Annotated in this window: 23 protein-coding genes and 1 tRNA gene; 17 read left to right on the top strand and 7 right to left on the bottom strand. The window is 44.1% G+C overall.

What is annotated here, in order from left to right:
* Positions 1-470: 470 nt before the first annotated feature.
* Positions 471-1,457, bottom strand: coding sequence for a hypothetical protein (locus tag SD10_RS20670; protein WP_148562478.1), 987 nt, complete (start codon positions 1,455-1,457; stop codon positions 471-473).
* Positions 1,458-1,862: 405 nt separating this feature from the next.
* Positions 1,863-3,410: an esterase/lipase family protein gene (locus tag SD10_RS20665; protein ID WP_046576406.1), complete on the bottom strand. Its 1,548-nt coding sequence runs from the start codon at positions 3,408-3,410 to the stop codon at positions 1,863-1,865.
* A gap of 756 nt (positions 3,411-4,166) precedes the next feature.
* Between SD10_RS20665 and SD10_RS20660 the strand changes: the two genes are divergently transcribed.
* The 6 genes from SD10_RS20660 (at position 4,167) to SD10_RS29495 (ending at position 9,373) form a co-directional block, all read left to right on the top strand.
* Positions 4,167-4,457: a hypothetical protein gene (locus tag SD10_RS20660; RefSeq protein ID WP_046576403.1), complete on the top strand. Its 291-nt coding sequence runs from the start codon at positions 4,167-4,169 to the stop codon at positions 4,455-4,457.
* A 23-nt stretch (positions 4,458-4,480) separates the two neighbouring features.
* Complete coding sequence (locus tag SD10_RS20655; RefSeq protein ID WP_046576402.1) at positions 4,481-5,356, top strand: hypothetical protein; 876 nt, start codon at positions 4,481-4,483, stop codon at positions 5,354-5,356.
* A 276-nt stretch (positions 5,357-5,632) separates the two neighbouring features.
* Positions 5,633-5,908: a hypothetical protein gene (locus SD10_RS20650; RefSeq protein WP_046576400.1), complete on the top strand. Its 276-nt coding sequence runs from the start codon at positions 5,633-5,635 to the stop codon at positions 5,906-5,908.
* Between the two features lie 11 nt (positions 5,909-5,919).
* Positions 5,920-7,821: a B12-binding domain-containing radical SAM protein gene (locus SD10_RS20645; RefSeq protein ID WP_046576399.1), complete on the top strand. Its 1,902-nt coding sequence runs from the start codon at positions 5,920-5,922 to the stop codon at positions 7,819-7,821.
* Positions 7,811-8,686: a JmjC domain-containing protein gene (locus SD10_RS20640; RefSeq protein WP_046576397.1), complete on the top strand. Its 876-nt coding sequence runs from the start codon at positions 7,811-7,813 to the stop codon at positions 8,684-8,686. The genes SD10_RS20645 and SD10_RS20640 overlap by 11 nt, the downstream gene beginning before the upstream one ends.
* A gap of 495 nt (positions 8,687-9,181) precedes the next feature.
* Positions 9,182-9,373, top strand: coding sequence for a hypothetical protein (locus SD10_RS29495; RefSeq protein ID WP_148562477.1), 192 nt, complete (start codon positions 9,182-9,184; stop codon positions 9,371-9,373).
* A 200-nt stretch (positions 9,374-9,573) separates the two neighbouring features.
* On the opposite strand, the gene SD10_RS20635 is transcribed toward SD10_RS29495, so the two are convergent.
* Positions 9,574-10,098, bottom strand: a complete 525-nt coding sequence (locus SD10_RS20635) for a hypothetical protein (protein ID WP_046576396.1) — start codon at positions 10,096-10,098, stop codon at positions 9,574-9,576.
* A gap of 1,190 nt (positions 10,099-11,288) precedes the next feature.
* Here SD10_RS20635 and SD10_RS30135 point away from each other — a divergent pair.
* The 3 genes from SD10_RS30135 to SD10_RS20620 all read left to right on the top strand — a co-directional run bounded on the left by SD10_RS30135 (position 11,289) and on the right by SD10_RS20620 (position 13,184).
* Positions 11,289-11,762 carry a helix-turn-helix domain-containing protein gene (locus SD10_RS30135; RefSeq protein WP_046576394.1) on the top strand — a complete coding sequence of 158 codons (474 nt, stop codon included), beginning with the start codon at positions 11,289-11,291 and terminating at the stop codon, positions 11,760-11,762.
* A complete protein-coding gene (locus SD10_RS30130; protein ID WP_046579881.1) occupies positions 11,737-12,144 on the top strand; it encodes an IS630 family transposase in 408 nt (135 codons plus the stop codon). The genes SD10_RS30135 and SD10_RS30130 overlap by 26 nt, the downstream gene beginning before the upstream one ends.
* A 389-nt stretch (positions 12,145-12,533) precedes the next feature.
* Positions 12,534-13,184 (top strand): IS5 family transposase, encoded by a 651-nt coding sequence (locus SD10_RS20620; protein WP_082111643.1) that lies wholly within the window; start codon positions 12,534-12,536, stop codon positions 13,182-13,184.
* A gap of 263 nt (positions 13,185-13,447) precedes the next feature.
* Here SD10_RS20620 and SD10_RS20615 read toward each other — a convergent pair.
* From SD10_RS20615 to SD10_RS20600, 4 genes are all read right to left on the bottom strand, one after another.
* Positions 13,448-13,521: transfer RNA gene (locus SD10_RS20615), tRNA-Asn, on the bottom strand.
* A 97-nt stretch (positions 13,522-13,618) separates the two neighbouring features.
* Positions 13,619-13,921 (bottom strand): hypothetical protein, encoded by a 303-nt coding sequence (locus SD10_RS20610; protein WP_046576393.1) that lies wholly within the window; start codon positions 13,919-13,921, stop codon positions 13,619-13,621.
* A gap of 120 nt (positions 13,922-14,041) precedes the next feature.
* Positions 14,042-14,671 (bottom strand): 16S rRNA (guanine(527)-N(7))-methyltransferase RsmG, encoded by a 630-nt coding sequence (rsmG, locus tag SD10_RS20605; RefSeq protein ID WP_179945469.1) that lies wholly within the window; start codon positions 14,669-14,671, stop codon positions 14,042-14,044.
* Between the two features lie 73 nt (positions 14,672-14,744).
* Complete coding sequence (locus SD10_RS20600; RefSeq protein ID WP_046576391.1) at positions 14,745-15,947, bottom strand: glycosyltransferase; 1,203 nt, start codon at positions 15,945-15,947, stop codon at positions 14,745-14,747.
* A 166-nt stretch (positions 15,948-16,113) separates the two neighbouring features.
* Between SD10_RS20600 and tgt the strand changes: the two genes are divergently transcribed.
* The 8 genes from tgt to SD10_RS20560 all read left to right on the top strand — a co-directional run bounded on the left by tgt (position 16,114) and on the right by SD10_RS20560 (position 25,483).
* Positions 16,114-17,244, top strand: a complete 1,131-nt coding sequence (tgt, locus tag SD10_RS20595; protein ID WP_046576390.1) for a tRNA guanosine(34) transglycosylase Tgt — start codon at positions 16,114-16,116, stop codon at positions 17,242-17,244.
* A 139-nt stretch (positions 17,245-17,383) separates the two neighbouring features.
* Positions 17,384-18,499 carry a GNVR domain-containing protein gene (locus tag SD10_RS20590; RefSeq protein ID WP_046576389.1) on the top strand — a complete coding sequence of 372 codons (1,116 nt, stop codon included), beginning with the start codon at positions 17,384-17,386 and terminating at the stop codon, positions 18,497-18,499.
* 13 nt (positions 18,500-18,512) lie between these two features.
* Complete coding sequence (locus tag SD10_RS20585) at positions 18,513-19,805, top strand: nucleotide sugar dehydrogenase (protein WP_046576387.1); 1,293 nt, start codon at positions 18,513-18,515, stop codon at positions 19,803-19,805.
* Positions 19,780-20,853 carry a CgeB family protein gene (locus SD10_RS20580; protein WP_227699031.1) on the top strand — a complete coding sequence of 358 codons (1,074 nt, stop codon included), beginning with the start codon at positions 19,780-19,782 and terminating at the stop codon, positions 20,851-20,853. Before SD10_RS20585 ends, SD10_RS20580 begins: the two co-directional genes overlap by 26 nt.
* Entirely contained in the window at positions 20,853-22,184 is a 1,332-nt protein-coding gene (locus tag SD10_RS20575; RefSeq protein WP_046576382.1) for a hypothetical protein, read from the top strand. The genes SD10_RS20580 and SD10_RS20575 overlap by 1 nt, the downstream gene beginning before the upstream one ends.
* Positions 22,185-22,191: 7 nt before the next feature.
* On the top strand, positions 22,192-23,214 hold the full coding sequence (locus SD10_RS20570; protein WP_046576380.1) for a glycosyltransferase family 4 protein: 1,023 nt from the start codon (positions 22,192-22,194) through the stop codon (positions 23,212-23,214).
* Positions 23,211-24,389: a glycosyltransferase gene (locus SD10_RS20565; protein ID WP_046576379.1), complete on the top strand. Its 1,179-nt coding sequence runs from the start codon at positions 23,211-23,213 to the stop codon at positions 24,387-24,389. The genes SD10_RS20570 and SD10_RS20565 overlap by 4 nt, the downstream gene beginning before the upstream one ends.
* Complete coding sequence (locus tag SD10_RS20560; protein ID WP_046576377.1) at positions 24,344-25,483, top strand: Gfo/Idh/MocA family protein; 1,140 nt, start codon at positions 24,344-24,346, stop codon at positions 25,481-25,483. Before SD10_RS20565 ends, SD10_RS20560 begins: the two co-directional genes overlap by 46 nt.
* The last annotated feature ends 1 nt before the right edge of the window (position 25,484 follow it).

The raw sequence follows: 25,484 nt of genomic DNA, 5'->3' as shown, positions 1-25,484 counted from the left end.
TATTTAAATCCTGGGTTAGCTGAACCAATACAGAACCTCATAAATGGTAAGATGGGTGATCGTTTGTGCGACTGTTAGTAGGGTCAATCGTTCGCCTAATTAGCGGTGACCAGTTTGGACTTTTTTGCTCGCTGCACAGAAGCGCTACTAACTCCAGACTCATATTGGCGAAGTAAACCTTTGTTTATACCTGACAATTCTGCTATCGAGCTAATTTTTGTGGTATTATATACTTCAAAGAGTGTAATTATGTATTATTCAATATTGAAATAATGTCTTTGGCTTTAATGTTATTCCACTGAGGTAGATGTTTCCCCTCGTTTGCCTTAAAGTCAGTGATCTGACTCCTTATGTTTTGAACTAATTCTGCTTAAGTTTATCCGACAGTACCTTGCTTTATACTTTACGGAAAAAGCCTAATGATTAAGCCAGAAGCAGTTTATAGCTCAATAGATTGATAACACGATAATTTATTCTGCCTTAGAAGCCGTTTTCTCCGATGGTAATCCAAGATACTCCATGTATTCATTGTAAGTGTACATGTTATATCGGCTACGAACTTCAAGGGCCACTTTATTCATAGCCTTGTCAGTCGAGACTATTATCACTCTCCCACCACCGATTGAATGCCCACCGACAGCAAACATAATTAGGATATCCCATATAAAATTGGCATTCTTAGAGATATAAGGGTCAAACTCGCCATCTATCATTCTTTTAAATACATCTTTCCAAAGCTTTATCGGAGCTTCAAAATTCTTTAAGAAAAAATCTAGCCGATCTACGTCTGGTTGTAGCGCAATTGGGGATAGCATCTTGGCGCTAATAAGTTGATTGTAAATTTCATTATAATACTGTTGCGCGACGCCAAGACTAAATGCTTGAGAATCAATATAAGTTCTAAAACTCCTTCGACTAACATCATCAGCAGCAAATAGCTTCCAACTTTTAGCTGTTGGATCAACATGAGTATAAAAAGACTTTACTTTAGTAGAAAATTTTTTTTCCTGCTGATCAACATATTGACGATTTTGAATGATTGTTGATTGAAAACGCTTTAATACTCGCTCAGAATCTCGCGTAATAAGTTGGAAAGCAATCTGGCCTAGATGCTTTTGCTCGTTTTCTGCTCGTGGTAGAACTGTATCGAACAAGGCCTTGCTGATTAATAACTCAGAATCAGCTATCATCCTAAAATTATCCTTATCACCACAATGTAGATACAATGCTCTAATAGCATTTAGACACTTCTTAAAAGTAGGGTCTTTTCTGGAGCTTAGATGGGCCATTAGTTCTCGCAATACTACTGGGCTCATCATAGCAACAATATTATTTTCTTTTTCCCGGTCAAGAACCCTGCCCATAGTTCTACGGATTTGCTTTTGAGACTTCACTGCAACCAAATACCTATATGCATTACTGTCAAAAATGACGACCTCTTTTCCGGTGAAACTCATGGTGATAAATATGGAATAATATTGGATTAACCTGCAAATATTTAGAACTGGGGCAGTTAACATAAAACCGCCTTTTTCATTACTAATTCGATTCAATCATTTATTTTAGACTGTCTTATACTGAATTAGGTTTTCAGAATTTCTAAAAATCGACGACTATTGAAGACCACATTCGCGACCTATTGAGCCGTTTTTCAATATAGCGAACAACTGAGAGAAACCACCGTCTTAAGCATCCTCTTCAGCGGAGAAGATGTAAACCAAGTGATGACGGATTTGGTTATTCACAGTAGATACACGATTTGCAGCTGAGCCCAACTCTACCGGCAGAAGATAGCAGACGGGACTGCTAACGCGGGAACGCGTCCACACAGAGAGCTTAATAACAAACATTTCACTTTATGTTTAAAATTCTTTTTCCATTTCTTCAAATTCAATTGATGAGCTAACATCAGGATGCACTTTACCCTCATAATTTTGGCCGTCCCAACGATACGTTTCTATTCGAGTCAGATTATTCCTCTCATTGAAGAAACCCGTGTCCCAAAGAGTATACGATTTAGGGCAAATAATCTTTAATTCATCATCATTTGTATTATAAAAGATTTTTCCAACTTTACCCGAAATACTAAAGGGTAAATCATATCGAACTGAGTATACTCCAGGTACTTTGCAAGAAAAATTCATAATAAACTGTTCAAATTCGCCGGGCTGGAGCGTGTAGAATTTATGGGCATCAAATGGGACCGAAATTTTCTTCTCAGCATTCGCTGGATCAAGTGCAATAATTGTTTTTGAATAGCGCGGGTCTCGGCCGTCCCCACATTCCCCCATGAGCACCACATCTATATCTTTCGGTGCAGTAGTTGTATCAACACTAAACGTTACAGTGAATTTATTGCCTAATTTTATCCAGCTATTTTCTGCTCCTCTTACTGTGCTCTCTATAGTTATGAAATGGTTATATATACTATGTATATCAGCAACAGCTGGCCAATTGGAGTAATCGGAAGGGTGATTATACAAACGCTCTTGAATCTGCGCAGACCCCTCGACTAATTTGATACCGGCGGGAGGGATAAAGTATTTAGGACACGTCTCGTCTGAAATTTGAACGTCCATATATCGCTTCCAGTCATTTAAAACTTGGCTTTTTTGCATAAATACTTCTTCAAATGCACTTTTAAAGGCTATGTAAGCTGTACTGCTTGTATTAGCTGGTTTGACTATATCAATATGATTGGCATCAATTGGGTCAAATCGTTTATTACATAAATTTGTGGCACTTTGTTGTTGAACAATCTTCTGCCCATAAGTATTTTGAATTTCATAGGCGCAATAGCAAGGAAAAGAGATTCCGGCAGCCTGCCAGTCACGTTGTTTATCGGCTAAATAACTATCTGAATCCATGGAAAGCATTTTCCCAAATTGCGGATTATTGCTAAGAAGATTTGCTATTCCCGCTACTTCACTACCTGTTGTAGGAGTCGCAAAAAAGTAGGCCATTAATACTTTAGGAATAAAATCACGGTTCTTTAGCAAAAAACTGCGGGTCACTAAGCCGCCCATACTATGAGACAGAAAGGCAACTTGCTTATGATTAAATATTTTATCGTTGTTTAATACAAGCCTCATATTTTCCGCAATCTCGTCTATATTGTAACTTTTCCCTAAGACAGGTGATGGGTAATTATAGACATAGATATTGAAGTTCTTGAACGTACTATCCTCGGCGATAAGTTTTGGCCAATAAGCGCCTGTTACCTGGTTAGTCCAAGTATCTCTGCTATTACCAGTTACTCCGTGCACGAATACAATTATTCCAGCATTTTTGCTGTCATTGCGAATGTATTCTGATACTACATTATCAGTCTCCTGAGGTACTCCTGAACATCTACTGAGCACTACTTGAACAATTAACAGAACAGTTAATATGCTGAGCCAAGATTTCATCTTTTCTATAGTTTGTTATCAATTATTTGGCATTTTATAATTTCAATCATTAAATCTTTAGCCAATCTATGTAAAAAGGGACTGCTTTCGTATAGAAATTAGGGATGCTGCAAGTAGGCCAGATAGACAGGGTAAAGTAACAATGCTCAATTCACTAATCTAACTCTCTTTATTATACCAATGGTTGAAATAGCAAGAACTGTTTTTACTATCTATTTTACAATAGGAAAAATCCATTTTTAGATTACTCTCACTTAAAGTTTGATTAATAAGGTTTAACCTTAAGACTAATTACTTTAGGTGTTTAGCAGTTCGCCGCCTTTTCAATTGCCCTAATACAGGGCATTTTCTATCCGGTTAGAGTCGTATGTATTTTTGTACCGCTCATTCCTTATGCTTCGCCAGAACGAAATGGCGTACAGGCCACCACCGAGTGGGTCGAGCCAGCGAAGCCAGAGCGATATGCCAAAGCCCCGACCAGCGAGCGGGGCACTGATCGGCTGATGGAGTTAATTTGCAAATTCTCGTGCTTTTTCTCGCCTTAGTATAATGAAAATTTGTAAATACCTGAATAAGAGTGGTTTTCTAACACTGAAAGGGCGATCTGTGACGATAGGCCAATTTATCATAGGGATACTACGTAAAAATCGGGTGTTTTTCACGTTTTTCGTAATCGGGCTTATTCATATCTTCGGCCTCAGATGCTTCTGAATTTTGCGGAGCCGTAACAAGCAACTGAACACTAAAAACTAACTTATGGCCGCTATACCTGTACTCCGATTTCGTGTTAAAATTTCACCTGCTGGAGGCTTTATTGACATAATAACTGCCAATGGTAATTTCCCCAACTTAAGCATTTCAGGGGGATCACTCGCTGCTGTTATTGCTATCCTCAATGGCCGTTCTCCAACTTACGATCCTTCCAACAACGGTTTCTCTAGTACTGGAGGAGTAGGGCATGAAGCTACTGAGCATATTATAGCCCTTAATGCTGGAGGAGAATTAGGAGGTAATAATTTCGAAACCGGCGAAGGACACATTTTCTAACCACTAATCAATATGCGCCTCCTTTGTTTATTTATACTCACATTTTTTGTTGGAACCTTTTCTTCTCGTCCTGTAAAAGCTTTAAAACGGAGTTTAAGCAAGCAAGGCTTCTAAAGAATGACACTTTACTTGCTTGGACAAAGCATCAGTTTGGAGGAGATGGCGGACTTGGTGCTTATCGCACCATTGATGTAGTGAAAGTTCAGATTAAAGAAGATCTTGAAGGTTTGTTCCTAACAGTGATCGATAAAAACGATATTGAAGGAATACAGGATGATAATCCAACGGCTACGCAGTCAAACTCAGCAAAAATCGAATTTTTAAAGGAAAAGAAAATAAAGACTCCTGACTTAAGCGGTTCTTTTTCAGAAACGAAAGGTGCCACTATTCCTCCTAATTTCTTTTTTAACACATCCGATGAGAGAGTTTATTTCGGATTTAAAAACAGAACATTACGCTACAGACAACTAAGACCATATGTACAAGCGATGGCTACAGCCTTCAAGCATAGGGGCAAAGTCGGGAATGTGCAGGCCCAATTTGAGAGCGGATTGAGTGGTGCACTCGCTGGTGGCTTAAAACATTCATGGAATAAGTTTACTGGAACGAAAAACGCTCTAGGTTTTAGTACAATTTCTAAGTCGTTGGCGGGCGGCGTTTTGGTTGGTTTAAGTACCGCGGATATTAATGCCAAATCTACGCAGCAACGAGTGGATGATGCGAATGCGACAAAAAATTTAACGTTTCCAGTTGGAGCGCATATAGTTGTTGGTTACAACAATATCAATTTCGGCATTGCGGCTGGTCAAGATATTATTATCGGATCGAACTGTGAAAAATGGAATTATCACGGTCAATGGTGGTGGGGTGTGCTAGTTGGTTTGGACATTATAAAATAATCCATCTAACTGATGCCGATTTAGATTGAAACCTATTTTTATAAATTCAACTACTTCAATGCTCGTAGGTCAGGACTTTGTTTCTAGCCCTACTGACACTGTGTCGACAAAGCACTTCGTAGTCTGCTTGTTTGTTTTTTGCCATAAAACAGCCAGTTATAATTATTAATTTATTTACGCATCAATAAAATCAACCGTTTGATAAATAAGTATTTAGTTACTTTGAACGTATTTATTATAGATTTAAATTTCAATAACACTTAACAAATCAAACAAATGGCTAAGAAAAAAAGTGAAAAAATAGATATTGAAAAACTAAGAAAGATGAACTCACCTTTAGTGAGCGTATGGGAAGCTTTCGCCGTTGGTGGTACTTTTCGAGATAGAGCCGCTGCATTTCAAGCCGATATTGATAGCGCATTAAACGAAGAGCATGATGAAAACTCATTTATGGGAAAAGCGATAAAAGAATTACAACATTCAATCGATGAGAGCGGAAATGCAAATTTAATACAGGATCACCTTAATCAAGCTAAACAGCAAGATGAATAAATGGATCAAATATGACTCGTACTTCATTATCAGTTGCTTTAGTGAATCCTCCGAATATAAACAATACTGGCTTAAAAGATGAAAATGGCACTCCTCCACTTGGACTAGCATATCTTGCTGCTTCTTTAAGGAAAAATGGTTATACAGCTGACCTATTTGACTTGGCAGACATGTCAATTAACGAGGCATCTGAAATATTATTGAAGTATCAAAAAGGCTATAATTTATTTGGTTTCACGTCCTATACTAAATCTTTTCCATCGGCTGTAAGCTTGGCAAGGGATTTAAAAAAAAATGACGGAAGCTGTATTACATTATTTGGCGGTCCACATGTATCTCCGTTAAGCTACGAAGTGTTAAACGAACATTCTGAAATTGACTTCGTGATTCAAAATGAGGGAGAAATTGCAATAGTAGAATTATGTAATGAAATTACGAGTATTAATCCTAAGTTTTGCAATGTCTCAAACCTTGTTTATCGAGAAGACGATAAAAACGGAGATAGAGTAATTAGAAACAGTATAAATCAAACAAAATTTCCACCGCTAGACTCATTACCATTTCCTGTAAGAGACTACAAAATTGAACCGTCTAGAGTGGTTATTAAAAATACTATAAAAAATAACAATTCGAGGATTGAATTTTTTAGTAGTAGCCGAGGATGTCCGAAACGATGTTCTTTTTGCTCTATAGTTGTTATGGCTCCTAATTATACATTTAGGACAGTAGAGAATATGATGTTAGAAATAAAAGAAGTTTATAATCGCTTACCTTTTGGACATATAGCTTTTCTAGATCCCAATTTTTTTGCGCATTATAAAAGAGCACTAGATTTTTCTATAGCGTTGCACAATTGGAACCCTGATATTACATGGTCTGGAACAGCAACGGCAGATACTATTTGTAAAAATATTGATGTGATCGAAAAAATTTCAGATCTAAATTGTATTTCATTAGAAATAGGCTTAGAGAGTGGAAGTGATACTGTATTAAAAAGATTTAATAAAAAAACCAACGTACAACAAAATATTCAAGCAGTTTCAGAATTAAGAAAATATAATATTGCCATTGATCTTGATTTTGTAATGTATGATCCTGAAACTGAAATTGAGAATTTAAAGGAAAATTGGGAGTTTTTGTCTACAACAGATCTCATTGATTACTATCCTAGTGATCATTGGTTCAATGCATTAAAAATCTATCCAGGTACCCCAGATTCAACTAAATATGGACTTGCTACTCAAGAAATATTTGGATATAAATCAGTAGTACCTCCTTTTAAAGATAAGCGCGTAAATATAATTTATAAATTAATGATTTCTTATTATCAAAATTGTCAAATAGACGTAGATAATTTAGATTCAATTTGTAATAACGCTATATTTTATACCTCGAACTATAAAAATGGATCACATAATTGTATTAATACAATTCTTAAGTTATCGCATACTTTTTTGAGATTACTTCCTGCAAACTTTTTTTATGAATGTATTAACGGAGAGGGGCTTGAATTATCTTTCTATTTACATCAATTAGAGAAGTATAAAAAAATGTTTTTTACAATTAAATCTTTAGTATCAAAAATAGAAAGAGGAGATGAATTTGATGAAATATTAAGTTTGAAAACGTTAATAGAAATAGTTTCTACAGGATTAATTGAGATATATATTAATGTTGAAAATGAAAACAAATGCTGGATTGTAAATTTCGGTGATTTATCATACTATCATTTTGAAAACTTTCCTTCGATACGATTGTCAAAAGAAGGAAATAAAACTCTAAGTTATTTTGAAACTGAAGAAGACAACACTTTATTAAAGAATTCGCTTTCGACATCTGAATTTAACCTTTTTAATAATATTTTATTACCTACCAAGCGAAAGGCTAAACTAAGCTCTTTATATGCTAAGTGATAATTTCTTTAAATATTTTTGGGAGGAAAGGCCAATATTACTTAAGGGGCTCTTATCACCTGAAAAGCTTTTTCCAATTACGAAAGGAGAGTTTTTCAAATTATGTGTTAGCCCCATTCTTGTAAGAGCTTACCAAAGAGTTGAAAATGAGGACACTGGGAGTGCTTTGTCTACAATAATAGATGATTATGGTTTAATTAAACCTTTCTATGAATCAGCATTAGAATTTAAACAGCCGATTACATTGCTTCTTAATAATGTGGAAAAGGTCTCAAAAAAGCTTTTAGATTTAAGAGATTCATTTAATGTGAAAAGGAGTTGGCGCTATGATGATATCGTATTGACATTGTCAAATGTTAATAGCGGAATCGGATTCCATGCAGGCCATGAAGATGGGTTCATCTGTCAGATGAAGGGTAAAAGGATATGGAATGTTTATGAACCTTCGACTTTAAGCCCTTCTTATATTAGGTCAGTATTAGGCTCGAAAGAAGAAATAGTTTCGCAACTAAAAAGACCAAAAGAGGATCCTATCTTGTCTGTTATTTTAGAGCCCGGAGATGTATTATATTTACCTCCGCTGTATGGTCATGAAGGAATCACTTTAGAAGAGTCTATTAGTGCTTCTATTGCGTGGCGTGGTATTACCCCAGGATTTATACTAACGAAACTAGGCGTAAAATACTTGAATTTAAGTGTAGTTAAAGATAATAGAAAAGATTTCTTTAAAATTTACTCTGAAAGAGAGTTAGCATTTGCAAAAATACATGAAGAATTAATACAAGTTTATCATGATCGCTTTAATTTAGATTTAAAATCTAAATTTATTAGTGAAAAACTGGGGAAAATTATTGAAACGTTTTAACAGGGCTTCGTAATATTGGACGTTATCGAATGCGTTCTTCAAAAGAATAATGATTTTACCATTTATGTTTTTATAATTGGTATAATTATAAAAACATAAAAAACTGTACTAGTTGGCGGTTAGGTTTACAGACAAATTAAAGATTACATAAGTAATTCATGATAATGTGTGAAATTATCCGTAAATTAGTTGACTTATAGAGGCAATTTTACTTACATTGAAAATCTAATGGAATATTCTAAATTTACAAAGTTAGTTGTGAAACAATAATAGCGTGTTGAGAAATTAATTATGTTTGGCAAAATATCATAGCCTATTTAACTGTGTGTTAATGTGTAATAAATGTAATCTTAAGCTAGTTTAGGCCTTCTTTAACAAAAGGGAACAGTTTTTATCACACACTAATGTATAAGTCAATAAGTAGCATAATTTTATAAATTTGGATTGCCTTATTACTTATTTCTGTTTTACTGTATCATTTTAATAAACTAACACATGAATTTTAAAGCTGGTGATCCTGTAGTAGTAAAAAAATCTGGAATGAAATTAGTCGTATCAAGGGTGGATGTATCTATAAATACAGTTTTTTGTATTGTGAATAAAAATGGTAAATCGACTGAGGTAGGGTTCTCACCTGAATCGTTAGAGAAAGGAATTACCATAGATCCAGTTGAACCTGAAGATTAATTGATAAAGTACGGTGTTTTCTAAAAGCATGTTTAAAAATGATATGCAATACAAAGGCCTCTTTAACAACTGTCCAACTTATTCAGTAGCATACAATGAATAACGTTTATTTGCACAGCACTTGTTCGTCAGCTATGATATTGCAAAACCAATGTTAGCGGTAGGTTTATTATTAACTACTGACCAAAATTCTATTATTGTTATGATGCAAGATGACTATTGAGGCTAAGTGCTAACTTTTTTGATATATCTATCACGTTTAGGATTTCATTAACATCAAGAGGGATTATTTGCCCTACTCGTATAGAGGTATCTCCGGTATTATTGATGTAGTCTTGGTCGATAACTCCCAAAGAATGAGCAACAACATGTCGTCGTTGAAAATATTTAAATAATAAACTCCACTCGTTCGGCTGAACAAAGTCCTTTATCCTTATTTGAAATTCTTTCTCAATATTCTTGTTCGCTCCTGCCAGATTCAGAAACGAAATTGATTTTACTCTTGCCGGAATAATGCCTGCAAAATACTGAACTCTAATTGCCGCCCTACCATATCCGTCAATCAGAGATACCAATTTTGGAGTAGCGTCACTTAAATTGTCCCAATCGTCGTTTGCTTTTACTGAGGATTTTATTTTCTCAATTTGTTCTAAAAGAACTTGTCGAGAGTTATGAATTACACAATTCGGGCAAATAACGGTTACACCAGTAATAGAATATGTCAACTCACATCGACAAGTTCTGGTTGTGTCAAGATGTACTGGAGGTGTATCATTGCTGAAAAAGTGGTGATAATAATCTTGGTGTCCGCAACAGGGACAATGAATTGCTAGATGTTTTATAGTATCATCAATTCTGTCAAAAGATAGGGACTTGATTTTAAAAATTTCACTGCAACCTGGACAAATACCTTTGTAAAATTCAGTACTAATTTCTAAATCGCTTAAATATTTTTGATAAGCTGTTCATCAAATCTATCTTCCTTCTAAAAAACATGTTCAATCATATTGGAGTGATGAGTTTTGGTTTTAAATTAAAGGACTGTCAATCTGTTTACTGATAACTCGCCGCTTGCCGTAACTAAAACTCAAAATATGGCATGCGTATTTTGAGTTGCTGAATTTACAAAACCTGTTGTTAGAACGTGATGCTGTTCAAAAGAGAACCGTCGAGCCAATATAAACACTGACGGTCAAATTACTTCTCGTGTCAACCGCGACTTGCTGAATCAGCGAAAGCTCAATCTCTGCGGCCTGTAATCTTTTGAACGGAGCCACCGAATACGCACAGCTTAGATGGGCCTCCCAACATATTGTTGGACACGATTTTGCGGAATTCTTGTTGACTAAATTGCGGCTAGTTAACAATTACTAGTTCCGTGGTTTTTTACGTATCTATAGTCAAAGCGGAATCCTGATAGCAAAGAAACCCTCTTTGCAACATAATGTCAAGTCTCCTGGAATTACTGCCATCCTTTATCAATTTACCACAAAGCCTCTTTTAACGCCCATTTTTCCAAGACTACTTAAATTTTTATACGGCGCTATTACTGGCTTTAGTCAATAATCTTAAATGTCCGTCTCATTAATCAAGATTTCATTTTGAAATTACAGATGAGTATCTGAAAATTTTTACAGATACGTGGTTGAGGTATCCGCTTATGATATTAATGTTCATTTGATCTCAACTAATACCATCTATAGCAGTGCCAAGCTGAGTCGGTCAGATCAGTAGGGTACATCTTTTCCGGGCCGCCGATGTAGTAGGATTAACCTATAAGGTAGGCTGACTCCGTCCTTTTAACCCCTCCCTGCTCATTTTTAAACTTGCTCTAAGTAATTTACTTGAAGATTCCAAAGTCGCTAGACTTATTGATGCGTGAGTAAGCTTGTAATAATTGTATCTTGTTGTCGGTATGGCAAAATACAAACAATCAGATTACGAACTACTTCGCCGACGCTGTGTCGAACTCGATCAGGCTGGCTGGAAGCAAGGCTCTATCGCTCAGGCCTTAGGTTTAACTCAAGGTTGGGTTAGTCAAACCCTAAAGAAATACCGAGAGCAAGGCGTGACAGCCTTGCAATGGCGAAAACCTACTGGTGCACCGACTCGGTTAACAACTGACCAACTACAGCAGCTCGTCGATGAACTCAATAAAGGCGCTGTATATCATGGATTTGCGGGAGCAATTTGGACAAGACCTCGTGTCAACGAGATCATCAGAAAGCTGTTTGGTGTCAGTTATGACCCCTCCCAAGTTGGACGATTACTCAAAAAGATGGGATGGACGCGCCAGAAACCACAGTCTAAAGCTCGGCAGCAAGATTCCTTGGCGGTGGCACAATGGCGGGATGATCGCTTATATGAACTCAAAAAAAGCGCAGGATGAACAGCGGGTCATTTTATATGTTGATGAGTCAGCTTGCTATCTGTTACCTTTATTAGCCCATACTTGGGCTCCGCGTGGTCAGACACCCCTACTTATTGAGCAGGCGGGTCGAACCCATCTTAGCTTAATTGCTGCCATTGCCCCGAATGGTCGTCTGTATGTGGCGGGTCAGGATCAGCCCTTTACCAGCGAGGATATCGTTTGGTTTCTGAATAAACTTTGTGGTCGCTATCGCAAACGAAACCTATTAGTGATCTGGGACGGTGCAGCTATCCATCGAAGTGAGGCCGTCAAGACCTTGTTGAAAGAAAAAACGGGGCGAATTCACTTAGAGCGCTTACCTGCTTACAGTCCCGAACTGAATCCAGTCGAGTTGGTATAGAGTCACCTAAAGCGTAGCCTGAAAAATCAGGTGTTCACTAACTTAGAAGAGTTAACTACCGCAGTCCTTGAACAAATAAAACGTTTGGAGGAAAATCCAAAACTGGTGCAAGCCTTCTTCCACAAAAAAGAAATAGGCTTCATTACAAACTAATTCACAGGCCTATAATATTGGGTTTTCACAAATGAAACTGTTAAAGCTAATAATTGAATTTAAGCAAGAAGTAGAACACTATGGGCTTATAAATCAAGCATTCCCTTAGATAGAAAAATTTCAAGAGAGGATTCACTGCCCAGTTACTGTATCGTCCAAAGCCTAGCCGACAAACGTAAACGCAAATAGTCCCTGCGAGCCATCCTTAACGCTCTACTCTACGTTACCAAAACAGGATGCCAATGGCGGCAAAGCCTAACGATCTGCCACCTTGGCCAATCTTTTACTACTATTTCTGGAAGTGGCGCAATGACGGCACATGGGAACGTCTCAACAAAACGCTAGTGGAACGTCGACGGCAAAAAGCAAATCGTCAAACTTCGCCCAGTGTAGGAGTCATTGATTCCCAAAGTGTTAAAAATATTGAATGGGGCGTAGTGCCTAAAGGATTTGATGGCAATAAGAAGGTACAAGGTCGCAAGCTTCATATTATTGTGGATACATTGGGTTTAGTATTAGTGGTGGTAGTTCATGCCGCTAATCAGCACGATAGCCCAGCCGCCCGTGGCGTATTAACTTCGCTGGCCCGGCTGGGCTACGAGCGTCTGAGTAAAATACCGGCTGATAGTGCTTACGGCAAGAACTTAGCTTATTGGGCCAGTAAATCGTTTGCGTTCAGTTTAGAAGTAGTTAAAGTGAGCGAGTTCGAGTTAGCTGACTTTCAGCAGGGCCGGCTGGCGGTAGTACCCATGCGGTGGAAAGTTGAGCGAACGTTTGCCTGGATGAATTGGTCACGCCGACTAAGCAAAGATTATCAATGTGGCTGCTCCTCGCATGAATCGTTTGTTTATTTATCCAATATCAACCGAATCATAAAGCATTTTTAAACAGGCTCTTAGAATTAATCCCGATACCTTTTTCTTCAAAGGCCAACCTACTGGGTTTTTAGATGTGTTAATAGCTACAGAAGATTGGTAGGTTGGTGTCTGCTTTAGTATGGTATAATGAAGTTACTTGGAACACAAGCATTCTGGCTGTTTATAACTTAACAGCTGGCTTAATAAATAGGTAAGAGAATTGTGTATCAAATTGTGTATCACAACAAAAAGCCACTTACAGTTTTTAAGATGTAAGTGGCTGATAACCAATGCTCCCGAAGCTGGGCTCGAACCAGCGACCCTCTGATTAACAGTCAGATGCTCTAACCGACTGAGCTATTCGGGAATCGTGGTGCAAAAGTAGCCCGTAGAACCATATTGCGCAAGCATCACACGAAAAAAAAATAACTTATTTCTCAATCGTATGATAATCAGACGGTACTTTAGCGAAAGGCATCGGGCCGATTGCTGGGCACTTTCTCCAGGATCAACTCCTTGATGCGCCGGGCGTCACCTTTCGAGAAATTCCGGATCACAATCTCGGGCCGGGCGCGTGGAATCACCCGGATTGTTGAGAAGAAGACACCATTGTCGATCTCTACCCCCGAAATGTCAGAGTAGAAGACGAAGTTGTCGGTGCCGCCAATCAACTTGCGCGCACGAAACGTAACCCCCTTGTCGTTGAACTCAACCTCATCGGGATTGAGCGGGTCTTTGAAACTGCTGGAACGGAATTTTTCTGCCATGATGTCTGAGCCGCTCAGGCGGCCCTGCGAGATATTTGTGATTTTATTAATTTGTCGGATCGACTTTCTGTGGAAGCAAAATCAGTAAAATCACAAAAAGCCGCAAGGTCGCCTAAGCGATTATTTTTTAGGTATGTAAATTACTTTTTTGGTTTCAAAGAAGGGCTCCTCATAATAGTCGGAGAGGTCGTAGACGCGGTAACGATCCGGCACCTCGGCCAGCTCCTCGCTCAAGTCGCCCCCTTTGAGGTACAAAACTCCGTTTGGCCGGTCGTTGTTACCTGACTTGTGGATTTTATAGCGTATCCAGCCTAAAAAGGGCTTTAGACGGGTAACCGCCCGGCTCACCACAAAATCATAGGTCGTGTTCAACTGTTCGACACGGATCTGTTCGGCTTTCACGTTTTGAAGGCCCAGCGCATTGGATACCTCCTGCACGACCTTTATTTTCTTGCCAATACTGTCGACCAGATGAAAGTCGACCATGGGGAACAGAATGGCTAGTGGAATGCCTGGAAAACCACCGCCCGTGCCTACGTCCAGAATTTCGGTGCCGGGCTTGAACGACACGATCTTGGCGATGCCCAGCGAGTGCAAAACATGCTTCTCGTAAAGGGCATCTATGTCCTGCCGGGAAATAACGTTGATCTGGGCATTCCACTCGCGGTATAGTCCATCCAGAGCCGCAAAGCGTTCTTTTTGCTCAGCCGTCAGGTTGGGGAAGTATTTTAGAAGAAGGTCGATGTTCATGGCCATAGCCCGGACGGCCACGTCCGGGTGTAAGTTAACGGATTTTATCCCGAATGTGGCCGTTCGGGCGGCTTTATCGCCAGTAAAGACGTTTTTTTCGACGCCTGAACAGTGTTTTTAGGCCTGCCAGGCCGTAGTACGCGGCCAGCAGCAGATCGACAAACGGAATAATGGCCCAATGTACGGTATGCGCAAGCCGGTAACTGATGCGCCCGACGATGCCCCAGAAAGCGAGCTTCCGGAAAATGAACAGGCCCGTGCCGATCAGCAAAAGTAACCATTCGCTGGCGGTAAAGGAACGGTGCTGCACTTCATGCACCAGCACCACAATGCCGACCACCAGCCCCAGCAGCCAGCTTAGTACATGCGAACCCGTCAGCAGCCCCAGCCGGAACTTGTGGCCTGGTTTATAGTATTTGCCCACGTTAAGATGGCGTCGTTTCTGGGTTCGCCAGTCTGCCCAGGCTTCTTTGGGCTTCGACCACATAAAGGTGTCAGGGTCCAGACAAACGGCGGTGTTGCGGGCGGTGGCTACCTCATTGATGAACAGATCATCGTCGCCACCGACCACATTTTTGTGGGTATAAAAACCCCGATTGGCAAAAAACAGGCTGGTTCGGTAGGCCAGATTCCGCCCAACACCCATATAGGGACGGCCCGCCAGGGCCAGCGAAAAATACTGTACCGCCGTCAGTAAAGTTTCGGACCGAATCAGCAGGTTCAGAAAGCCGGGTTGATAGTCGTAAGGCGAAAAACCCAACGAAATAGCCTTGTTATCATCCTGCAAAGAAGCTACCATGCCCGCCAGCCAGTCGGTTGAGGCCGGGCGGCAGTCGGCATCGGTAAGCAGTACGGTGGGATAAATGGCTTTTTTGAGGGCAATCGTCAGGGCGTACTTCTTGGGCGTTACATGCTCGTGTTCCCGGTCGATTCGGATGAACCGGACCCGCGAAAGTGCTGTAATGTCGTTTTCCAGAAAGAGCTGAGTGCCATCGGTTGAGCGGTCGTCCATCACCAATACCTCGAAGGCGGGATACTGCTGGTCGTTCAATAGCGGTAGTAACTCGATCAGGTTTGCCCGCTCATTGCGGGCGCACACGATAACGGTGACGCCGGTTTGGACTGGATCGGTGGATTTACCCGATGGAACTGGTAGTAAAGTGGGATCGCTTCGGTAAGGCTGACGGTAGAAGGCTGTTCTTGAATAAACAAGTAAAATGTAAATAAGCTGAATGCCGACTAACAGTAGCCAGGTTATCAGCAGGGCCGTAATCACAAAGGGGAGACGTTTACTCGCTAATGCGTTGATTTTGATTGAACGGGCAAAGATACGTAAAGAAGATTGTTCCACGGTCAAGGTTTCAGGAACCAGGTGTTGGGAACATTGATGCTGAACGCATACCGGCGACTGTTGAACGAGGCCGGGTGCGTATCTTTGCCGTATGACATTTTCGATTACTGCCAACGACCCACAGTCAAAGGCTCGAACGGGAACGCTGACGACGGAGCACGGCCCCATTCAAACACCGATTTTTATGCCCGTTGGCACGGCAGGTACTGTGAAGGCCGTCCATCAGCGCGAACTCGAAACGGACATCGACGCCGAAATTATTCTGGGGAATACCTATCACCTCTACATGCGGCCGGGACTGGAGGTACTCAATCAGGCGGGAGGACTGCATGGCTTCAATGGCTGGCGTCGCCCTATTTTGACCGATTCGGGGGGCTATCAAGTCTATTCGCTGTCGAATACCCGGAAGATTAAAGAAGAAGGCGTCACGTTCAAATCGCACATCGACGGGTCTAAACATACGTTTACGCCCGAAGGCGTGATGGATATTCAGCGAACCATCGGGGCCGACATTATCATGGCTTTTGATGAATGTACGCCCTATCCCTGCGAGTATGGCTATGCGCGCCAGTCGATGGAGATGACCCACCGCTGGCTCGGCCGCTGCATCGATCGCTTCGATTCGACAGAAGGCTTGTATGGCTACAAACAAACCCTGTTCCCGATTGTGCAGGGGAGTACCTATGCTGATTTACGCCGTCAGTCGGCAGAAGTAATTGCGAGCAAAGAGCGCGAAGGAAACGCCATTGGCGGCTTAGCCGTAGGCGAACCAGCCGAGGAGATGTACGCCATGATCGAACTGGTGAATGAAATTCTACCGGCCGATAAACCCCGGTATCTGATGGGCGTGGGAACACCCGCCAACATTCTGGAAGCGATTGCGCTGGGCGTAGACATGTTCGACTGTGTGATGCCGACGCGCAACGCCCGACATGGCCTGCTGTTCACGACGGAGGGCATTATGAACATTAAGAACGAGAAATGGAGTCGCGATTTTAGCCCTATCGACGCGGGTCTGGGCGGATACGCCAGCACGTTTTACTCAAAAGCGTACCTGCGTCACCTGGTCAAATCGGAGGAGTTGCTGGGCGGTCAGATTGCCAGCCTGCATAATTTGACGTTTTACCTTTGGCTGGTGCGTCAGGCCCGTGAACACATCGCGGCCGGTGATTTTGTTGCCTGGAAGAACGAAATGGTTGTCCGGCTGATGCAACGTTTGTGAACTGACACAAAGCTCTTTTGCTGAATCCGGATACAAAAGTCTCCTCCGTAATCGGGTAGGAGACTTTTTCGCTGTTCCGCCGTCATAGGGTCATTTCAGCGGCTGCGCCCTGTCAGGTGTCTACTTCTAACTCTATTGCATGATCGTTTCGACCGAATCCAGCCCGACGTTACCAACCAATCGCTGGGTGCGTTTGCCCGGCGATGTGGTTGTACGGACGCTCTGGCTGGAACGGTATAAGCTCCTGCTGGCAATGGGTTTGGCTATTGGCATCGGCGTGGCCATCGCCCTGATACTAACGCCCGAGTTCAGATCAGAAGCACGGCTGATGCCCGAGATGAACAATGGGTCGGGCGATGTACTTAAGCGGCTGGCTTCCATGGCGGGCTTTTCGGGGGTCGATTTTTCTGACGCTGACGAGCTGGACGCCGTTCGGCCCGATTTATATCCTCATGTATTGCAGAGCACGCCTTTTGTTTTATACCTGATCGATCAGCCGGTTACCACAACGGCTGGTCAGTCGCAACGACTTGGCCAGTTTCTACTGCCCGATACTAAATGGTCATTCCGGAAGTTAATGTCGTTGCGGAAAGGGGATCGGGCAGACTCGCTGGGCACATCGCCATCCGACAAAACGGTACGCCTATCGGTTCGCCAGCAGGCGTTTGCTGAAGAAATCAGTGAGCGCGTCAGGGCTAAGTTCGATACCCGGTCGGGCATTATTACCATTACGGCTACAATGCCCGATGCCAACGTGGCAGCAACGGTAGCGGCTCTGGCCATGAGCTATCTGACAGACTACGTAACGACTTACCGCACCGAGAAAGCCCGGCAGGATTTAACTTTTTACCGTAAGCAGTTAAATGCGGCCCAAAATCGGTATAAACAGGCGCAACTCGCTGTTTTTCAGTACAACGATCACCACAAAAACATTGTGATGCTGGCCACAACCATGGACCGGCACCTGATGGAGGCTGAACTGAGTATTGCCCAGACTGTTTATACAGAACTGGCCCGTCAGTTTGAGCAGTCGAAACTCAGGGTGCAGGCACGAACCCCAATCTTTAAAGTGCTTGAACCACCGGGCGTGCCGCTCAAACGAATCTCGCCCAGGCGAACGGTAATCGTCGTGCTTTTTGCTGTCGTCGGGCTGGTGTCCGGCGCCTTGTATGTACTCGTCCGGAAGGCTGATGTCGCCGGTCAATTGCAGGCGATGGTAGCCAATACACCGCCCGAAAAAGTTTTATCCCTTTAACGAACCCGACCCGTTGCTGACCGCTCTTCGACAGAAAGAAAAACAAATTGCCGTTATCGGCCTGGGCTATGTAGGCCTGCCGCTTGCGCTTGCCTTTGCCCGCCAGTTTCGGGTCATTGGTTTCGATACTAACCCCGACCGGATAACCCGTTTACAACGATGGGAAGACCCGTCCCGGCAAATAGCCGCCGAGGCATTTGAAGGCGCTGACATTACGTTTACGGCGAATCCTGACGATCTTCAACAAGCTCATTTCTTTGTTGTTGCCGTGCCTACGCCCGTCGATGATTATAAAGTGCCCGACCTGAAACCGCTGCAACGAGCGTCTGAGCTGATCGGGCGGGCGCTGAAACCAGGCGACTATGTCGTTTATGAATCGACGGTGTATCCGGGCTGCACCGAGGATGACTGCCTGCCTGTTTTAATCCAGCAGTCTGGTTTAAGGCTGGGAGAGGAGTTCAAACTGGGTTACTCGCCCGAGCGCATCAACCCCGGCGACAAAGTGCGAACGCTGACGGATATTCTGAAGGTCGTTTCGGGAAGTGATACCGAGGCCGCTCAGACCATTGCCGATGTATACGGCTGCATTATCCGCGCGGGCATATACACAGCACCGAGTATCAAGGTGGCCGAAGCGGCCAAAGTAATTGAAAATGTGCAGCGTGACCTGAATATCTCGCTGATGAATGAGCTGGCCATCATTTTTGACAAGCTCGGTATCGACACCCAGGAGGTTATTAACGCGGCATCCACGAAATGGAATTTTCTGCCCTTCACACCGGGGCTGGTTGGTGGCCACTGCATCGGCATTGATCCGTATTATCTGCTTTATAAAGCCCGGCAGCTTGGCTACGATCCGCAGGTAATTAACTCCGGTCGGCGGATCAACGACGGTATGCCCGCTTTTGTTGCCACCAAACTGGTGCAGATGTTGCTCCATCGCGATACCAATCCGGCCCAAACGAAAGTGCTGGTTATGGGGCTGACGTTCAAGGAGAATATCGCCGATATTCGAAACTCCAAAGTGGCTGATCTGGTGCGGGAGCTGATGAAATACGCCATCAACGTTCACGTTGTTGATCCGTATGCATCGCCCAATGAGGTTGCCCAGACCTACAATATGAGCCTGCTGGATAGCCCCTCTACACAGTATGATGCTGTGATTGTGGCTGTTGGGCATGATGCCTATCGGACGCTTGATATCGCCTACTTTAAGTCGCTGATGAAAACGGCTCCTATCCTGTTGGATTTGAAGGGGTTATATGCCGTGCGAAAAGACGATGAAATCGACTACTGGCGACTTTAATTGGGATAATGCGATGAATGTAGTCCTTGTTGGAAGCCGGTTGTTCGATTCGTTCGAGTACCATCTGTGGGACTCCTTCAAGACGCTGGGGCATGACGTTACCGTGTTGGATATACCGGATGTATTGCCTGTTTCGGCCCGCCTACATTACTGGCTGTCCCGCTTCAACGAACCTTACGACCGGCTGGTGAACGCCCGATTGGCCAGTAAAATTGCTGCACTTCGGCCCGATCTGGTAGTTATTGTCTACCGCCATCTGCATCCGATCCTTGTGGAACACATCAAGCAATACTTGCCTGGCGTTCCCGTGGTTCAACTGAATCCCGATGCCCTCTCAAATCTGGAGAAGCAGCAGATTATCGCGGCTGATTTCGATTATTATTTCTCGAAAGAACCGTACATCGTTGATTTCCTGCGGACCAAACTTGGCGCAAACGCGCATTACCTACCCGAAGGATTTAATCCACGCATCCACCAAAAGCCAATTATTGACAAGGCCGCTGCCGAAGCACAAACCAATATTGATGTGCTGGTTTACGGCAATTTGTACGCCTATCGGGCCCGTATGGCTGACCGGCTTCTGCGCGCCGGTATCCGTGTAGCCGTGTTTGGTGCCGAAGGCCCCTATTTGCGTCGGGCTGTGCAGTCGGCCTATCGTGGGCAGTATTTGGTTGGCGCGGAGAAAAACCGGTTGCTGTATGGTGCCCGAATCGTTTTCAATAATCTGCATTATGCCGAAGTCACGTCCGTTAATCAGAAGTACTTTGAAATTAACGGCATTGGCGGGTTTCAACTCTGCGACTACAAACCAACCATTGTCGATTATACGGGCGTTCCGGCCGATGCAGTGACCTTTCGAACGATTGACGAAGCCATTGATAAAATCCGGTATTACCTGACGCACGCCAACGAACGGCACGAATTAGCCAACCGACAGTACACTCATTTTCAGCAGTACCATACCCTCGATCACCGCGTCGGGCAGCTAATCCATACGTTGGGAATGCACTCGCTGGTGAGTTCGACAGGAATAAAACTAACTGTCTGATGAAAGCTCTGTTAGCGAGCGTTGGTCTCATTGGGCTGGCCATGTATCTGGTGGAAAGTACCGTTTTAGAGGCCTTGGCGGTAGCAGTATCAGCCCATGTATTTCTAGTATTCGTAGCGAAAATTGGCAAAACGATAGCGCTGTTGCCCTGCATCAGTTTCATTGCGTCGCTGGAAATTTTGCTGGTTCCGGCCCTGACATACTGGGTGTTTCCGTCGTCGATGCCGATTGACTCAACGGTTTATTTTAGCTATGCGTTACCGGCTTTCCTGGCGTTTTATGCGGGTCTGAACAGGTTTAGTAGTCGTGATTTGGGGCGTACGCACGTAGTGTATATGCAGGCCGGGACCGCGTATCTCCAGACAAAGCCAGCAACCTGTATCGTTTTGTTAGCCATTGGTTTGCTGGGGTTTATTATTAAAATGATTGTGCCGACAGCACCTGCAATGGTCGGCACGATACCGTCGTACTGCCTGTGCATCAGTGCGTTTTATGCTTACTATTCCCGAAGCCCCTACCGGTTTGTCGTGATCGGTCTTGCTGCAATGGTCCTGCTGGTCAATACGGTATGGACTGGCATGTTCGGCGATCTATTCTTTTGGCTCCTGCTGGCGGTTCTTTTCCTGGCCGCCGGTATGCCGGATCGGATAACCACTTCGTTGAAAACAACCGTTATCCTTTCTGCTTTCGCCTTTTTGTTACTGATTCAGTCGATCAAAGGCGAATACCGGTATAACACCTGGGGCTACAGTCGGGCGGAGCGGACGGCAAATACGACGCTGATGGCTGAACTGCTCGCGGATCGGCTTACCCACCCTGAAAAACTGCTGAACGCCGATCATGCGTTTCTCTCCTTTGTTCGGTTTAATCAGGGCATTATGATTGGGAGCGCTATGGCCAAAGTACCGCTGCACGAAGACTATGCCAGGGGAGCGGTATTGCTGTCATTGATCTACCCGTTTATTCCCCGGCTGTTCTGGGCGAATAAACCGCAAACGGGTGGCTATGAAAACATACGGCGCTTTACGAGCCTGCGACAGACCGAAAATACGAGTATTAATTTGTCGCCGTTAGGAGAGGGCTACGTGAATTTTGGGTATGGCGGTGTGCTCTTCGCCCTGTTCTACGGATTATTGCTGGGTGGCGCTTTTCATTACGTCCTGCGCCTGGCAGAACGCATGCCTTCACTGATCTTTTGGTTACCAATGCTATACATCGGCTGTCTAACGATGGAAACCGATCTGCTCTCAACCTGGGGCAGTTTGCTGAACAACGCCCTGTTTATTGCGCTGCTTTTTTGGGTATCCAAGCGCGTTGGCATTCACTTATAATTCGCCTATGACTGTTCTATACCTGTTTCGAAGCCCCGGCACTGGCTATAGCATCGACCAGTTGTTCGATAGTGTTCGGGTTGAGGTGGCGGGTCTGGGTGTAAACACACAGGCCATTCGCTTGCCGTATGTGAGTCGGGGTCTACGACCGGTCTGGCAAAATCTACGTTTCATAAAACAGCTTACTGCCGATCTTTTTCATATTACGGGCGATATTCATTATGCGGCACTGGCCTTACCCGCGTCGCGCACGATACTGACCATTCACGACTGCTTTTTATTGACCAATAACCGCAAACGACCAGTCCGGTACCTGATTTTCTGGCTGCTTTGGTATTACCTGCCCATTCGTCGGGCCGGTGTTGTGACGGCCGTTTCGGAAAACACCAGGCAGGAGTTGATCCGGTATGTAGGGCGTATAGCTCATAAAGTGCAGGTTGTTCCCAATGGCTATGATCCTTTGTTCACGCATCGTCCCAGGGCTTTTATGCACCAGCAACCGAGACTGTTGCAATTGGGAACGGCTCGGCATAAAAATGTAGCCCGCCTGATGGCGGCCATCGAGGCAATGCCCTGTATGCTCCTCATTGTCGGATCCTTAACCGATAAACTGATTGCTGAATTACAGCAGCGGCAGATTCAATATCGGCAGTATGTTAGCTTACCCAAAGAGCAAGTCGTTGAGCTATACAACGAAAGTGATATTATTACGTTCATCTCGACCCAGGAGGGCTTTGGCCTGCCCATTCTTGAAGCCAATGCTGTGGGGCGGGTCGTGATTACGGCCAGGGTTTCGCCAATGCAGGAACTGGCCGCTGATGCAGCTCATTTGGTTGACCCAACTGACATAGCCGCCATTCGAATGGGTATAGAGCGGCTTATTCAGGATGATACTTACCGACAAACCCTGATCGATGCCGGCCTGAAAAATGCGCAGCAATACACCATCAACCGGGCTGCTGAGCGCTATAAAGTGCTGTATGACCAACAGTATCAGCTTAGTCACGTCTATTCACCAACTTTTTTATGAAGATAGTTATATCGGCCGACCGATTTTATCCGGCTCAGGCAAGTGGAGCTGCCAGCACCATCCATTGGCAGGCCAGAATGCTGACCAGGGCTGGGCATGAGGTAGCCGTGGTGGCTACCTCAGAGGATGTCCCCGTATGCACACCGCTGGATAGCTGGTTAATGCGGGATTACGGGCGGGTGATTTATACACAAAACCCGCACTTTTACCTGCCTATCAAACACATCTGGTATGGTTGGAAAGCCATCCGAGAAGCGGATGTGGTGCATGTGAACAGCCTGTTTTATCCCGCTTCATTTGTTTGGGTCGTCCTGTGTCAACTTCTGAATAAGCCCGTTGTGTGGTCGCCCCACGGCGAACTAAGCCCGGCGGCACTCCAGTTTCGGCCACGCCTGAAGCGGTTCTTACTGCCCATTTTTAAGAGGTTCCGGTCGAGCGTTTTGTTTCATGCTACTTGTGCAGAGGAGGCCAATCAAATACGGCATCATTTTGGTCCCTATGCACGGGTCGGTGTGCGCCGAACGATGATGGAACGGCCAGCTTTAGCCACTCGGGTAGCACAGCCGTATCTATTGTTTATGGGTCGGTTGCACCCTATAAAAGCCATTGATCGTTTACTGAAAGCCCTCAGTGCATCAACAGTGTTTAAGCAAAGCCGTTATTCACTGGTGGTGGCTGGCCCTGAAACAGACAAACTGTACGCCCAAAAATTGAAGGAGTCCCTAATAACGTTGGGCCTTTCTGGAAAGGTATCGTTTGTCGGGCCGGTGCAGGATCAACGCAAAGAACAACTATATGCCAATGCGCACGTGTTGATTTTACCCTCGCATTCCGAAAACTTTGGTAACGTCGTTATCGAAGCGCTGGCACAGGGTACACCCGTCATCGCTTCAGCCAATACGCCCTGGCAGGTGCTGGAACAGGAGGCTGCCGGCCGTTGGGTGCCCAACGAACCCGCTTTACTTCAGCAGGCTATCGAGCCATTCCTGACGATGCCGCCCGACCAGTATGAGCGCTATCGGACACAAGCCCTTTGTTTGGCCCGCCGGGATTACGACAGCTCGCTTAACCCGCTTGTCTGGGTGGATTTCTATCAGGCCGCCAGAATGCGAACCGTACCTGAATCCTTATGGACTATACCCAGCAACCGATACGCGTCAGTCTCCGGAAAGTAATTCGGTATGTTCGACTATTCGGCCTCGCCCGAACCTGGATGAAAGTGCAGGCGCATTACCACATGAAAAAAGAGTTTACTGGGCAGCAGCCACTGTCTGTTCCTACCGAGTCGACGGGTAAACACGTGGGCATACTGGGTTGTGGAAAGTTCGCTTATGCCAACGTGGCCTATTACATTCATAAAAACTTCGGCGCGGTTATTCGGGGTGTTATGGATACCGACTTAAACAAAGCCATTTCGCTGGCTCAGCGATACAGGACCGATTATTACACAAACTCCGCCGACGATCTCATAAACGATCCACACATTGACCTGATCTATATTGTTTCCAATCACGCATCGCATGCTGAGTACGCTATGGCTGCCATCCGGCAGGGGAAGGCCGTGCACATCGAAAAACCGCATGTAGTCAGTGAAGATCAACTGGTGCGGTTGTGTACGGCTATACGCGCGTATAAAGGGTGCGTTAGGCTGGGTTTCAATCGGCCCGAAAGCAAACTTGGGGAGTTCTTAAAACAACAATTAGACACACAGACTGGCCCTGCGATGCTAAATTGGTTTGTGGCGGGCCATGCTATTCCTGATGGACACTGGTATTTTGCTGAGGAAGAGGGCGGGCGAATTTTGGGTAATTTATGCCATTGGATTGATTTCACGATGCGGTTAATCCCTGAGCCGAATCGGTTTCCCATCCAGATTATTCCTGCCCGTTCGCGCCGGGCCGACTGTGACATCAGCGTTTCGTATCTATTCGCTGATGGCTCCATTGGAACCATTACCTTCTCGGCCAAAGGACATACGTTCGAGGGCGTTCGGGAAACGCTGAATGCCCATAAGGGAAATCTGCTAGTCAGCCTGACGGACTTTCAAACGTTGCGGCTGGATAATAACGCCAGGGTGATCCGCCGTCGGCTGTGGTTTCGGGATCACGGTCATCAGCAATCCATCAAAACTAGTTACCTGATGCGGACAGATGCGTCAAAGCAGGAAAGCCTGAAAATGATCTGGGAGACGGGTTATCTGATGCTCAAAACGAAAGAGGCACTGGATACGAATACGACAATCCGTGTAACGGGTTTTCACGATCCATAAA

The organism is Spirosoma radiotolerans (genome assembly GCF_000974425.1).
Taxonomy (GTDB): Bacteria; Bacteroidota; Bacteroidia; order Cytophagales; family Spirosomataceae; genus Spirosoma; species Spirosoma radiotolerans.
This window is presented reverse-complemented; position numbering and strand designations above follow the sequence as displayed.

Coding starts and splice junctions, on each gene's coding strand:
- rsmG (WP_179945469.1), bottom strand. CDS start 14,671: ATGAACATCGACCTTCTTCTAAAATACTTCCCCAACCTGACGGCTGAG.
- SD10_RS20640 (WP_046576397.1), top strand. CDS start 7,811: ATGCTAAGTGATAATTTCTTTAAATATTTTTGGGAGGAAAGGCCAATA.
- SD10_RS20610 (WP_046576393.1), bottom strand. CDS start 13,921: ATGGCAGAAAAATTCCGTTCCAGCAGTTTCAAAGACCCGCTCAATCCC.
- SD10_RS20660 (WP_046576403.1), top strand. CDS start 4,167: ATGGCCGCTATACCTGTACTCCGATTTCGTGTTAAAATTTCACCTGCT.
- SD10_RS20665 (WP_046576406.1), bottom strand. CDS start 3,410: ATGAAATCTTGGCTCAGCATATTAACTGTTCTGTTAATTGTTCAAGTA.
- SD10_RS20560 (WP_046576377.1), top strand. CDS start 24,344: ATGGACTATACCCAGCAACCGATACGCGTCAGTCTCCGGAAAGTAATT.
- SD10_RS20620 (WP_082111643.1), top strand. CDS start 12,534: ATGCCAATGGCGGCAAAGCCTAACGATCTGCCACCTTGGCCAATCTTT.
- SD10_RS20580 (WP_227699031.1), top strand. CDS start 19,780: ATGAAATCGACTACTGGCGACTTTAATTGGGATAATGCGATGAATGTA.
- SD10_RS20590 (WP_046576389.1), top strand. CDS start 17,384: ATGATCGTTTCGACCGAATCCAGCCCGACGTTACCAACCAATCGCTGG.
- SD10_RS20670 (WP_148562478.1), bottom strand. CDS start 1,457: ATGAGTTTCACCGGAAAAGAGGTCGTCATTTTTGACAGTAATGCATAT.
- SD10_RS29495 (WP_148562477.1), top strand. CDS start 9,182: ATGAATTTTAAAGCTGGTGATCCTGTAGTAGTAAAAAAATCTGGAATG.
- tgt (WP_046576390.1), top strand. CDS start 16,114: ATGACATTTTCGATTACTGCCAACGACCCACAGTCAAAGGCTCGAACG.
- SD10_RS30130 (WP_046579881.1), top strand. CDS start 11,737: ATGAACTCAAAAAAAGCGCAGGATGAACAGCGGGTCATTTTATATGTT.
- SD10_RS20570 (WP_046576380.1), top strand. CDS start 22,192: ATGACTGTTCTATACCTGTTTCGAAGCCCCGGCACTGGCTATAGCATC.
- SD10_RS30135 (WP_046576394.1), top strand. CDS start 11,289: ATGGCAAAATACAAACAATCAGATTACGAACTACTTCGCCGACGCTGT.
- SD10_RS20565 (WP_046576379.1), top strand. CDS start 23,211: ATGAAGATAGTTATATCGGCCGACCGATTTTATCCGGCTCAGGCAAGT.
- SD10_RS20645 (WP_046576399.1), top strand. CDS start 5,920: ATGACTCGTACTTCATTATCAGTTGCTTTAGTGAATCCTCCGAATATA.
- SD10_RS20650 (WP_046576400.1), top strand. CDS start 5,633: ATGGCTAAGAAAAAAAGTGAAAAAATAGATATTGAAAAACTAAGAAAG.
- SD10_RS20575 (WP_046576382.1), top strand. CDS start 20,853: ATGAAAGCTCTGTTAGCGAGCGTTGGTCTCATTGGGCTGGCCATGTAT.